9 protein-coding genes are annotated in these 13022 nt (G+C 43.7%); 7 read left to right on the forward strand and 2 right to left on the reverse strand.

The features are described 5' to 3' along the window. The gene (locus tag P5V12_RS06110; protein ID WP_316956459.1) at window positions 1-1476 is read right to left on the reverse strand and encodes a NarK family nitrate/nitrite MFS transporter; all 1476 of its coding nucleotides are present in this window, start codon (window positions 1474-1476) and stop codon (window positions 1-3) included. A 298-nt stretch (window positions 1477-1774) separates the two neighbouring features. On the opposite strand from P5V12_RS06110, the gene P5V12_RS06115 reads away from it, so the two are divergent. Next, window positions 1775-3043, forward strand: coding sequence for an MFS transporter (locus P5V12_RS06115; RefSeq protein WP_316956460.1), 1269 nt, complete (start codon window positions 1775-1777; stop codon window positions 3041-3043). Between the two features lie 158 nt (window positions 3044-3201). Then, window positions 3202-4410: an alginate export family protein gene (locus P5V12_RS06120; protein ID WP_316956461.1), complete on the forward strand. Its 1209-nt coding sequence runs from the start codon at window positions 3202-3204 to the stop codon at window positions 4408-4410. Between the two features lie 186 nt (window positions 4411-4596). Here P5V12_RS06120 and P5V12_RS06125 read toward each other — a convergent pair whose 3' ends face one another. Beyond that, window positions 4597-6828 carry a hypothetical protein gene (locus P5V12_RS06125; protein WP_316956462.1) on the reverse strand — a complete coding sequence of 744 codons (2232 nt, stop codon included), beginning with the start codon at window positions 6826-6828 and terminating at the stop codon, window positions 4597-4599. 1154 nt (window positions 6829-7982) lie between these two features. Between P5V12_RS06125 and P5V12_RS06130 the strand changes: the two genes are divergently transcribed. The 5 genes from P5V12_RS06130 to P5V12_RS06150 are packed head-to-tail and all read left to right on the forward strand — an operon-like array spanning window position 7983 to window position 12990. After that, window positions 7983-8621 carry a glutathione S-transferase gene (locus P5V12_RS06130; RefSeq protein ID WP_316956463.1) on the forward strand — a complete coding sequence of 213 codons (639 nt, stop codon included), beginning with the start codon at window positions 7983-7985 and terminating at the stop codon, window positions 8619-8621. Between the two features lie 53 nt (window positions 8622-8674). Continuing rightward, window positions 8675-10093 (forward strand): di-heme oxidoredictase family protein, encoded by a 1419-nt coding sequence (locus P5V12_RS06135; protein WP_316956464.1) that lies wholly within the window; start codon window positions 8675-8677, stop codon window positions 10091-10093. Window positions 10094-10133: 40 nt separating this feature from the next. Continuing rightward, entirely contained in the window at window positions 10134-11288 is a 1155-nt protein-coding gene (locus tag P5V12_RS06140) for a cupin domain-containing protein (protein WP_316956465.1), read from the forward strand. After that, on the forward strand, window positions 11288-12517 hold the full coding sequence (locus P5V12_RS06145) for an aromatic ring-hydroxylating oxygenase subunit alpha (RefSeq protein WP_316956466.1): 1230 nt from the start codon (window positions 11288-11290) through the stop codon (window positions 12515-12517). The genes P5V12_RS06140 and P5V12_RS06145 overlap by 1 nt, the downstream gene beginning before the upstream one ends. Continuing rightward, complete coding sequence (locus P5V12_RS06150; protein WP_316956467.1) at window positions 12499-12990, forward strand: aromatic-ring-hydroxylating dioxygenase subunit beta; 492 nt, start codon at window positions 12499-12501, stop codon at window positions 12988-12990. Before P5V12_RS06145 ends, P5V12_RS06150 begins: the two co-directional genes overlap by 19 nt. Window positions 12991-13022: the final 32 nt, after the last annotated feature.

The raw sequence follows: 13022 nt of genomic DNA on the forward strand, positions 1-13022 counted from the left end.
TTAGTCTACATCAATTAAATGCACGGTTCCGTCTGGCAGTGTTTCGGCAATTTTTCCCTTAGGTTCTTCTAAAAACACACAGGCCGCAACAATAAAAATAGCGGATGCAGCAATGACCAGAAAGAAAGTGCTGTAGTCGACAAACGATAACACGGTCAGGTAAGTGACGGCACCAACATTGCCATAAGCTCCGGTCATTCCGGCGATCTGTCCTGTCATGCGTCGCTTAACTAAAGGAACGATGGCAAACACTGCACCTTCACCTGCCTGCACGAAGAAGGAACAACACATGGTGGCGATTACAGCGAGGGGAATCCACCATTCACCGTCTATTTGGCTTAACACGAAATAGCCAACGGCTAAGCCGCCCACTAACACCATTAAGCTTTTTCTGCGACCGAAGTAATCGGAAAACCAACCACCGGTTGGTCGCGCGACTAAATTCATAAAGGCAAAGCCGGAGGCGAGTAAACCCGCTTTTACCGGGTCGAGTCCGTCGAAGGTTTCGATAAAGAACAGCGGCAACATGGACACAACGGCAAGCTCGGAACCAAAGGTGACGAAATAAGACACACTGAGTATAGCGACTTGTTTAAATTTATATTTTTCTAGCTCGGGTACGCCTTGTTCCAAATGTTCTTGATTAACATGCCATATCCCTTGGGTTTGAACAATAAACAGGACGACCAATACGCCCCAAAGAACATACATTACCGTCTCTGAAAAAAGTTTTACGCCAGCAGGGGAAAGTTTCCAGGCCAGCACCCCCAGGGCAATATACATGGGAACGTTCATGGCCAGATAAAAGAATAAATCACCGTAACTGGTCACTTCCAGGCCGCGGCTTTTTTTCGGTTTAAAGTAAGTGGAGCCTTTAGGCGTATTTTTTGCGGTAAAGAAATAAAACACACCGTATATTAGCGTGATAACTCCGGTTAACGCCAATGCATAACGCCAGCCATCGTCTCCGCCAAACAGAAGGGCAATAGTGGGTAAGGTCATGGCACCCGCTGCGGAACCAAAGTTACCCCAGCCGCCATAAATGCCTTCGGCGATACCAACCTGTTTTGCTGGAAACCATTCGCCAACCATGCGAATACCAATAACAAAACCAGCACCAACAAATCCAAGTAAAAAGCGGAAGATGGCTAATTGTTCGTAATTTTTTGCCTGGGCAAATGCGAAGCAGACAAATGAAGAGAGCACCAATAAGCCGCTGTACACTTTGCGCGGCCCATATTTGTCCACCATCATACCAATAATAATACGCGCGGGTATGGTCAGGGCCACGTTAAGAATTAACAGGGCTTTTACTTGATGGCTGGTTAAATCGAACGCCTCTTTAATAAATACCATGAGTGGTGCATGGCTGAACCAGACAACAAATGTCAGGAAAAAGGCGAACCAGGTTATATGGAGGGTTTTAATTTTGGGATCGCCAAAATTGAACAGGTTTAGTTTGCTGTCAGCGCTCATTTTTATCTCCCGCTTTAGCAGATGGATAGTGAATCTGGCTCTAGTGTCGGTAATCATCCATTTGGAAAAGCTGACATGGATCAATCGCAATTCACCTGAAAAATATGCGGATTGAGGAAGCTATCCCCAAAGGGGTGGTGTCATGTTCTTTCTACCCCTTGGTATTTCTGGTCGTATACCTCTGAAGAGGTATAAAGGTTGTGGTGTTTTCACTGGATGAAGTTATTCGGGATAAATACTTATTTCCCACTGCCGCTTTCTTTAAGGTAAGGGGGTAAGAGTAACCGGAGTTGATGACATGCAGTTCCAAAAACATTTATCCCACCGAGCGTTGTGGGCGGCAACGTTTGCATTTGCAGCCAACTTTTCTGTGTGGACGCTCTATGCTGTTTTAGGGGTAGAAATTCGCAGTGATCTGGATTTGTCCGCTACGGAATTTGGTTTGTTGCTGGCAGCCCCCATGTTCACCGGAGCAATTATTCGCTGGCCGGTGGGGATTTATGTGGAGCGGGCGAATGGCAAACGGTTTTTTGTTTGGCAAATGGTGTTAACTCTGCCAGCTTTACTCATCCTGCCTTCTGTAAAAACCTATTTCGATTTTTTATTAGTGGGTTTATGGCTTGGTGTTTCCGGCGTGTCGTTTACCATTGGTATACGCTACATCAGTGATTGGTTTGAAAGTAAGTTCCTCGGCACGGTGATGGGGGTATTTGGTTCCGGTAATGCGGGGGCGGCTGTGACTTTGCTCTTGGTACCGCTGTTGATGGATTATATCTCCTGGCGTTGGGTTGGTTATGTCTACGCCGTCGGTTTTTTTCTGGTTATCGTATTTTTTGCATTTATTGCACCAGCGCCTTTACCTTATATGCAGGAAAAGGCCAGGGAAGTTGAAGCCATCAATCCGTATCTGGATATTCGAATCTGGCGATTCAGCTTGTACTACTATTTTGTCTTCGGCAGCTTTCTGGCACTGATCCTTTGGTTGCCACAATATTACATGAGCGCCTATGAGCTGAGTTTTATTCAGGCCATGAATCTCACACTATTGTTTACTTTCGTCTCCAGTACGGTACGTGCGCTTGGTGGTTATTACGCGGATAAGTATGGTGCGCGTACCGTCAACTGGAGCGTGTTTTGGGTATGTCTGGTCTGTTTGTTTTTTCTCAGTTATCCACCCACCACCATGACCATTCATGGCATCCGTGGTGAAGTGAATTTATATCTCGAAATAAACGTGTGGGTATTTACCAGTCTAATTCTGGTTATCGGTATTGCCCAAGGGTTTGGCCGCGCCAGCGTATATAAAATTATCCACAATTATTATCCAAATCATATGGGGCAGGCGGGTGGTTTTGTTTCATTTATTGGTGCATTAGGTGGTTGTAGTTTGCCGGTTCTATTTGGTTTGGCTGACGATCTAGTCGGCGTTCACAGTGCGTGTTTTATGTTGCTGTATGGTTTACTCGCTGGTTGCATGATTATTATGTTTTATGCCAACAAAGCGGATGAATATCAGCAACGATTGAAACAGGCCATTGAACATAATTTTTTGGAAATAGATGACTAAACATGAAAAACGAAGCCACTGTTTGCATAAAAGTGGGTAGAGCTTTGGGGCATTGTGGGTAGTTGAAATAGGCTGTTGATTTTTGTCAAAAGTGATAATACTTGCCAGCGTATCTTACGGGGTAATCAGTCTAATAACGAATGACAAGGTGGAGCCCAATGACCAAAACTTTCGTCTCTTTAAAATCATTCCCGTTAAAAATCGCCATAGCTTCTTCAGTAGTTGCTTTTGCTAACGTATCTTATGCCGAAAACGTAAACTCTCTCACTGATGCGGTGAAAGAGGGGAAGACTCAGGTCAATATGCGTTATCGTACAGAGTTTGTCGATCAGGATGGTATGGATAAGGAAGCCTATGCTTCAACCCTGCGTACGCGTTTTACATACTCCACCGCGAGTTGGTCCAATTTAAAAGGTGTGGCAGAGTTTGATGTGGTATCACTGATTGGTAATGATTTATATAACAGCACAACAAACGGTAAAGTAGACCGTCCGGTTGTGGTTGATCCAGAAGGTACGGATTTAAACCAATTTTATCTGCAATATAACCAGGACAATTTAAAAGCCACTTGGGGACGACAACGAATTCTCCATGGTAATCAACGTTTTGTTGGCGGTGTCGGCTGGCGACAGAACGAACAAACCTACGATGGTTATCGATTTGAATATGTTGCAAATCAAGTCACTGTGGATGCGAGTTATGTCTATAACATCAACCGAATAGTGGGTGAAGATCATCCTGTTGATGATTTGGACGGTTCTTTTTACCTTACCAATGTGGCGTATGCTGTAAACAAATCCCACAAGGTCACACTGATGAATTATTCGTTGGATTTTGATGCTTTAGCAAATGCTTCCAGCCAAACTTGGGGAATTAATTACGATGGCCAGTTTGATAAACTGAACGTTCATGCCGCTTATGCCAGGCAAAGTGATTGGGCGGATAGTAACCTGGACTATACGGCTGACTATAAGAATCTGGAAGTGGCCTATAACTTTGGCCCGGTGACGGTGAAAGCGGGCAACGAAGTACTGGGTTCAGACAATGGTGCGAGTTTTACTACACCACTTGCAACTTTGCATAAATTCCAGGGTTTTGCCGATAAATTCCTGGGGTTCCCTGCAAACGGAATGGATGACAAATACATTGGAGCAAACGGTAAGGCTAAGCAATGGAACTGGGCTGTGACATATCATCAGTTTACATCTGACGAGGGAAGTGTTGACTACGGTAGTGAATGGGATGGCAGTCTCGGTTATTTGGTTAACCCTGACTTAAATCTACTGCTGAAAGGTGCGTATTACCAAGCGGATGATTTTGCTACGGATACCCTTAAGCTGTGGTTTATGGTCAGTAAAAAGTTTTAGCCTCATATATGTACAAGCCTGGCATAACGGGCTTGTACAATCTCTTGATTGCTTCACTCACGTTTTTTCTCTCCACTCAAAGCTTAATCTTTCTGTGGTACTAGAAGCGATTCCACTGTGTGACGTGAATTGCTGGAAAGGCCCGCTTGTATGCAAACCTTTTCATCGTTTGGTGGCAGGCTTTCGTTAAGGAATCGCTAATTTTAAAAACCCTTCTGCTCCTGCCTGATAAATACCGCTACTGTGCAGTGTTACATGGTCCGATTTCGCCAGCGCTCCCAGTATTTGGGTTTCAGCGGTATGCACATTAACTTTAAGTAAATAACTCGATACGCTGATGTAAATATGGTCTTGGTTATCGTAGGTTAATGTGTAGTGCTTTTTACGCACAAGGGACATATCTCTTGTGGGGCTGCGAGGGACATTAAATTGCCATAGCATCTCGTTCCGAATTGGGTCGTATTTATAGATGACCCCGTCGTCTGCTGTGCTAGAGGTTTTTTTACCAAAACCGATAATCGTGTCACCAATGCTGGCAACATAATGCGGGTCAATGCCGGGAATAGACGTGACTTCCAGATTACCTCGTTCAACATCGTAAATTAATAATTTGCCACCATCCTCAAGACAGGACATCACCATATATCGTCCATCTTGAATCGAAGCCATGCTAATAGGTTTATAGTGGTCGATGGGTAACCCCCTTAAAGCTTCGGTTGCCGGGTCATACCAAGCGATGCCACCACCAATACGGACACGAGAATAATAGCCGGAATAATAAATTTTATTATCAATGCCTTTGGCTATGCCCGCTAATGGCCAATGAGTATTAACGTGAGAATTGTGGGGAATCGTTTTATACGTCATGGTGGGAATATCGTATTCCCGCATAATGAAGTTGGGGTACCCGGCAATATAGACTTTATCGCCAATGGTGGCGACTGAATAGGTGGCTAATGATTTTGCAGAAAATGAAAATGCCTGTCCATTTGTTGGGTTGTAGAACACATGATCGCCGTAGTGAGGGGCAGAGCCGTAAAGATAATCGCCGGCACTGCCAATCATGTGGTAACTATCTTTAAACGGCATCAGGTGTGCGGCTTGCGTTTCTGCGTTGCCAAGGTAGTTATATTCAATATTCATGTCGCCATCAAGAGTGGGGTAAACGGTATCCTCGTTCACCTTTGGAGGAGGGTTGGCGCCTTCCTGAACCGAAGGGTGAATATATACTGGTGTAAAAAAGCTTTCGAAATAGGGGTATTTATTCTGTAATGGATGACGATCAAGGTTGGCAATTTGGTCGCCTTCCCTCAGGGTGGTTGGTATTAATTCGCCTTCATCGCTGGCAATAAACTGCCAATATTTCATGGAGCTTGGATCGTCATATACTTCCTCAGAAAAAATAATAATTGACTGGTCTTTTTGCTTGTACATGTCGAAAGTTTTTCGACTACCTCTACCGGGAATTTCACGGAACACTTTCCAGGTACTTGTCTTGAAGTTATAACCGACCAAACGCCAGGGGTAGGACCCCCAACCGGCGATAATCCAATCACCGACCGCACGAGTCATGAAATAGGTATAGTCCGACAGTCCTTCATGCTGGATAGGAAACTTTGTCGACATGGTGAGTTGTTCGGTAAATGGATTGTATTGATAAAACCAAAGGTGGCTTCCGTCGGGTGTTCTTCCACTTGCGCGAATAATGCCTTGATCATTGGCATCTGAGACCACCATCTGGAAATCTTCATGGGGAATAACAAAAGGTTCACGAAATTTGTTGGTGGCAATATCGTAGGTCAGGATTACCTCGTTCTGGTAATTGGTTTGAACGGGCATAAGCACTCGGTCGGTATATACAAAACGCTTGGCGCCTAACCGGGGGGAATATTTGATATCGTAAACCGGGTCATCGGGCTTTTGGTAATAGGGTGGAATGTAGCCCAGCGTTGTAATGGCGTTGTTTTTGTCATCAACGTTAAATGAAATGATGGCTCCGACATCCACATATTTGGGAGAATAGGGGAGCATAATATTCCAACTGTCTCCATTGGGAATATAACTGATACCTCGGTGCTCGATAAGTGATGGAGCAGGGCCAACGATACTGCTGTCGATAAGCCCGTGTTGGACTAACTCTTCCTCGGTGATGTCTTTTGGTTTTGGTTCGATATTGCCACCAGATGAGCTGCTACTGCTGCCACCAATTGAACCACTGCTTGAACTATTACTGCTAGATGAGCTGTTAGAGCTACTGGATGTTGAACTCGTTGATGAGCTACTAGAACTACTGGATGTAGAGCTCGTTGATGAACTGTTGCTGGATGATTTTCCATCGGTGTTAATTTCGTCAGACGAGCCACCGCCACAGGCACTAAGTAATAAGATCACACTAGCAAGAAGAGTAGAGCGAAGCACGGTTTTAGTGTCCTTTTATCTGGTTCTTATTAGTTGAGTATGCCGCTTGATACAGGCGCACTTGTAATAACACTGAACGCAATCAACCAAACGCATAACTTAAGTACTTTGCATCAGGGGTAGGGGTAATTCTATAAACCAATACACAAATTTTGCTTGAAAACGGACATGCTTAGAGCAGATGTTCCGCGTGTATCAGGTGAATTCGCAATTTGAACAAAAGCTGGGAGTGGCACAGAACAGTTAACCCTATTTAGGGATAATAAAGCGATGAATATGTACAAAAAACGCTTTCGATTTTACCCCCTGATATTTTCAATATCCCTTCTGGCTTTGCCACAGGTTTAATTTCAGCATGCTAAGCTGCCAAGCGCTGCTTCAAAAAGCTTATCAAACATAATCACAGTGTACTAAGAGAAATAGTGACGGGTAGCATAAGAAGCTACAACGAGGGGCATAGGGAACAATAGTCAATATGCCAATATTCGTTCTGAGCTTTCTCATCAATCGATAAGAGTTCGAGAGCGGGGTAAAACCACTGAGGTATGATTATCCAACCAGAGAGATCCTAAAAATAGGAAAGTACATATTAAGCGGAATTGTTATTCCAGCTTACTGTGGGGTGTTTTAGCTCGTCTTGTTTAAGTGAAGTGCGAATCAGATTGTCAACTGTAAGATTGTTCAGTTACCCATTTGTGAACAGGATTGTCTGATGGTTGAGGCGATTATGTGAACTGTGTTGTAAAATATTTTTATCATATTTGGCTTTTCTTTACTGTCTTCCTCGGCATTCTAAACAACATTTGGTTTGTCGTTTTATATTTCATTCTTCTCGCCTAATTTTGCACTTGCTATTTTAATATGCAAATTTATCTTAAATTTGACATTTATTGTCGAATTCTTGCCACTAATATTACAGTTTTTTTAATTTTACCTGGCGTTTTTTACTACCTTTTTTATCCGTTTTGCGAAGCGTAAATAGCGTCTAAATCACCATTCTAATTATCGTTTATTTGCTGTTAGTGATAAAAATAATTGTCAACAAAGACGCAACAGTTAATCAACGTTATTGATCTATATAACCTCAATATCTTCATGTGTAATTGCCTCGCTTTTTATTTTTAGATGAAGCTTATTTGATCAGGAGAATGTTAATGAAGGTATTAAAGCTGTTGTGTCACCCAATGTCCGGCCACTCTCACCGGGCAGAATTAATGCTTTCCCTATTGGACTTGCCTTTGGAAAAGATCACCGTTGATTTAAAAAATGGTGAGCAAAAAACCACCCAGTTTAAAAAATTAAATTTCCTTTGCCAGGTACCTGTACTGATAGATGGCACGGTTTCGATATCCGATTCCAATGCAATCTTGATATATCTGGCAACAAAATATGATGAGAGTCGTCGTTGGTTACCGGAAGACCCGGAAAAACAAGCATTAATCCAGCGTTTTCTTTCTATTGCGGCGGGGGAGCTGGTAAATGGGCCAGCGACTGCGCGAGCGGGAAAACTTTTGGGTAAAGATGTGAATTATACCGGTGCTGTTGAAGTTTCGATCCGCTTGTTCAATCAGCTTGATGAATATCTGGAGAAGAAAGAGTGGCTGGTTGGTGAACATACGACTATCGCGGACATTGCGCTGTATGCCTACATAAAAATGGCGCCACTAGGGGGTATTGGAATGGAAATGTATTCCAATATTTTACGTTGGTTGGAAAACGTAGAAAACCTGAATGGTTTTGTACCTGCGCCTTCCATGCAACCTAAACCTGAAAAACAAACGGCGACGTCTTAACGATTCATTTGTTTCAAATAAGCACTCACTCATAACACTAAGTAGGGCGAAACATGAAGAAAATTCAATCCTGTATAGCATTAATAATAAGTGGTATTGCTGTTTTGCCGAGTATGGCAATGGCTTTCTGCCCCCCGGATTATCCAGAAAAAGGCGTACTGGGTACGCATCTGGAACATCCTGATTTGGCAAATGGCCACGCACCTCTGGATAAAATCATCGACGAAGGGCGACGATTATTTACCGCACAGTTTAATAAATGTGATGGTATTGGTCGCCCTGCGACTACCGGTGGTGGTGTCAAACGGGAAGCAACGCAACCGATGTTTATTCGTACATCCTCACCCGAAACAAATTCCTGTGCAGGTTGTCATGCACAGCCATTTGTGGGCGGTTCCGGTGAGTTTGTTACCAACGCGTTTATTCTTGCACAACGTCTTGACCCGGTGACTGAATCGGTTTCAAACCAGTTCAGTAACGAACGAAATACTTTGGGCATGCATGGTGCCGGCGCAATAGAAATGGTTGCCCGTGAAATGACCTATGACTTGCGTGCACAAGCGGCTGCTTTACCCGATGGTGAACATACCATTTCATCAAAAGGTATCGACTTCAAAATTGTCAAAGAGAACGGAGAGGTAACGTACAGCGAGGGCATTCGTAAAGATCTCATGGTTCGTCCTTTTGCCCAGTCTGGCAATATTGCTTCTATTCGTCACTTCACTATTGACGCGATGAATCACCACCATGGTATGCAAGCAGAAGAACGGTTTGACTTATTTGCCGGCAAAAACTTTGAAAGCGATCATGATGAAGATGGTGTGCATCGCGAACTTTCCATTGGTGATATTACTGCGCTCACCGTTTTCCAGGCCGCTCTACCTGTCCCAACGCAAGTGCTTCCAGAATCTCATGAAGAGCGTGTTGCAATCCGTCAAGGTAAGAGGCTCTTCAAAGAGATAGGTTGTGCTTCCTGCCACAAGCCCAAGTTGGTGTTAAGTAGTCCATTGTTCAGTGAACCCAGTCCACTCAATGCGGTACATACCTTTAACGATGTTAGCCAATCAATTGTCTGGGATATGACCTCCGAAGGTCCATCGCCGAGATTAGGCCGTGACAGAAAAGGCAATGTTGTTGTTCGCGCGTACACCGATTTGAAATTACACAACCTGTGTGATGACGAAAGTCGTTTAGATGCAATTCGTTTTTACTGTAATGAAACGCTGGATCAAGACCGACAAGCACATGGTGATAAGCCCGGTAGAGAGTTTTTCTTAACACGAAAACTCTGGGATGTGGGCAGTTCAGCACCTTATGGTCATCGCGGAGATATTACAACAATTACGGAAGCCATCCTTTATCACGGCGGAGAAGGTCGAGTTTCTCGAGACAATTTCGAGAACCTGCCTCCTGTGAAACAAAAGAAAGTTGTTGATTTCTTAAAGAGTTTACAAGTCGTAGAAAATAATTAACCCGATGTATGCACCTACAAAATAGAGTAAGGGGATAAGAATGAGTACTGTAAATAAAGTAAATCTGGTTCGACGAGATGATATTCCATCTATGAGAACTGTTGTGGTGGATGGTGTTGAACACTGGTTAGGTCATGTTAAAGATTTCACCAAGCATTCAACCTTGGTTAACTTTTTACCTAAAGATAACCGTATTTCTATGGCGTGGGTGCGTCTGGAAGCGGGAGAACAATTGGATGAACATATTCATCCCGTTGAGTCCATGATTTTGCTTTGTGAAGGCAGCGCGGAAACTTTGGGTGATGTACAAGCACCTATGCAAGCCGGTGATGTATTGGTTGTTCCTCCGGGCAAAGAGCACGGGTTTATTGGCGGACAACCAAACGGTTTCTGGGGCTTGTCACTTCAGTTTGACTCCCGTGGTTTGTATGAGGATATTGATGACCCCTGGGCTTCTTTTGACGAGTATTCTGAAGTGGATTACTCAAAAATTGATGACCCTGCAGAGTTACTCTTCAAGAAAAACGAATACTTTATGGAGCGCTTTGATAAGCACCGTTTATTCGCGCTTGTGCGTAAAGGCTTGATTAAACGCCCGGCACAAAAATCCCGTTTTCTGGATTGCTTCCAGGTTTGGTCAAACTATTTCCAGAAAATGGTTATTTCCAGAGTATTAAATACTCAGGATCCATGCCATGAAGCACTGGCTTGGGATCATTTTATGGAAGAGTTGGGGCATAACAAAGACCTCTCTGAATCAAGAGACAATGCCACTACCGTATTCGATCCGGTTTTAGAATCGTCTTCTGCCTGGTTCCAGAATATCATTCCGTCATTGAGTGATCTGGAGAAAGTCGTTCTCGTTCACTTGGTCGTAGAAGCCTCAGCGACATTTTTCTACAAGCATGTTAAACCAGCTATGGATGGGACTGCTTCCAGTGAACATTTTACTGCGCACAATATTGACGACCATGAACACGTTCAGATGGGATATCAGTTTATTCGTGAAACGCCTATTACGGATGTAAAACCTTTATTGGATATTCAAGAGAAAGGTTGGGCAATGTTGTCTGTGGTTATGGGACGTATTGCTGATTTGGTTGTTCACTATTCTGCCGATGATGATGCTAGTGAGAAATTGGAAACAGCTGAACAAACCAAGGTTGTTGAGGAAGCGGAACTGGAGACTGCGTAGTGACTGCCTTGAATACACAACCCCGAAAGGGGTTGTTCTACGTTTCGCCAGAAGTTTACACCGATAACCGCATATATCAGGATGAGGTTAATCGCATATATAAAGGTGAGTCCTGGAATTATCTCGGCTTGGAATGTGAGATTAAAAATCCAGGAGATTTTGTTCAAACTTTTATTGGTGATATTCCTGTTGTGGTGGTGCGCAATAAAGAACAGCAAGTTAGTGCATTTGTGAATCGTTGTACGCATCGAGGCGCTAAGGTTTGTTCCAAACGCAAAGGCAATACTAAAGCATTTGTTTGTCCTTACCATGACTGGTCATTTAATCTCGACGGCGAGTTACGGGGCGTGCCCTACAAAAATGGCGTGGATGGTAAGGGCGGTATGTCTGAAGCGTTTGATATGAAAAGCCATAATTTGACACCGGTTCGTATCGCGACACGTAACGGTGTGATTTTCGGTACCTTTTCTCCCTCGACACCTTCACTGACAGAATACTTTGGCCCAAAAATTACCAAATATTTTGATCGGGTGTGCGACGGGCGGCCATTAAAAATAGTTGGCAAGATGCGACACGTCGTGAACGCTAATTGGAAGCTGCAAATCGAAAATGTAAAAGATCCCGTTCACGCGGCCATCCTGCATTCATTTTTTACCACCTTCGGTATTTGGCGGTCGGATCAGGATACCAATGTCATTATTGACGATTCTGGTAAGCACAGCGTGTTGGTGTCTTGTGCAACGTTTAGCAAAACTGAGAAAAAAACCACGAAACAGAGCGATTTTAGCCTGGAAGACACACGGCTTATTGATCATCAGCGCGAGTTTGAAGGTGGTACAGGGGCAGTCATGACTATCTGGCCGAACCTGATTTTTCTACAACAGTTAAATTGTCTGGTGATGCGCCACGTTAAACCGGAAGGGCCAAATCGTAGTATTCAAACCTGGACATTTTTTGGTTATGAAGATGAACCAGAAGCGTTAACTGAACGCCGTCTAAATCAAGCGAACTTATTGGGGCCTTCGGGGTTGGTCACCATTGATGATAATGAAGTTCTGGCAATTACGCAGGAACATGCTGCCAACTCGCCCGAAATTCCGATGGTTTACGAATTTGGCCAAGGTGATACCGACGCAGACTATATGGTAACAGAGGCGGCTATTCGTGCTTTCTATAACGCGTATTTTTCCGAAATTGGGGACAAGGTTAGATGGATGAACGATTGCTAAAAAATATCATTCGACAAGAGATTTCGTCTTTTTATGCAGACTATTGTCAAGCGTTGGATAGTAGTGATGTTACCCGGTGGCCTGACTTTTTCTTCGACGATTGTGAATACCGTTTAACAACTCGTGAAAATCTGAATGATGACCTCGAACTGGCATTTATACGTTGTATTGGTAAATCGATGTTACGCGATCGAGCCGAAGGGTTAAAAAATGCGGTGTTTTATCGTGAGAGACTACAGCGAAGACTTGTAAGTGGTATCCAGGTGGATTTTGTAAAAGCCGATTTAACCCGGTTCGAATGTAAGACCACCCTGGCGCTCATCGAAAGCTATGATGGTCAGCCATCTTCGTTGCTTGTTTGCGGAGAAACTCAAGATTCGATTGTAGTCGATCATGGCGAATACAGATTTCAAAAAAGAATGTGCATTATCGATTCGGACACCATACCGGATTCCCTGGTTTACCCTCTATAGAAAAAATTTGTTAAAGCACATAACGTTAATAA

Origin of the sequence: Teredinibacter sp. KSP-S5-2, assembly GCF_032773895.1 — a bacterium.
Lineage (GTDB): Bacteria > Pseudomonadota > Gammaproteobacteria > Pseudomonadales > Cellvibrionaceae.

Coding starts and splice junctions, on each gene's coding strand:
- P5V12_RS06140 (WP_316956465.1), top strand. CDS start 10,134: ATGAGTACTGTAAATAAAGTAAATCTGGTTCGACGAGATGATATTCCA.
- P5V12_RS06115 (WP_316956460.1), top strand. CDS start 1,775: ATGCAGTTCCAAAAACATTTATCCCACCGAGCGTTGTGGGCGGCAACG.
- P5V12_RS06110 (WP_316956459.1), bottom strand. CDS start 1,476: ATGAGCGCTGACAGCAAACTAAACCTGTTCAATTTTGGCGATCCCAAA.
- P5V12_RS06135 (WP_316956464.1), top strand. CDS start 8,675: ATGAAGAAAATTCAATCCTGTATAGCATTAATAATAAGTGGTATTGCT.
- P5V12_RS06150 (WP_316956467.1), top strand. CDS start 12,499: ATGGATGAACGATTGCTAAAAAATATCATTCGACAAGAGATTTCGTCT.
- P5V12_RS06120 (WP_316956461.1), top strand. CDS start 3,202: ATGACCAAAACTTTCGTCTCTTTAAAATCATTCCCGTTAAAAATCGCC.
- P5V12_RS06130 (WP_316956463.1), top strand. CDS start 7,983: ATGAAGGTATTAAAGCTGTTGTGTCACCCAATGTCCGGCCACTCTCAC.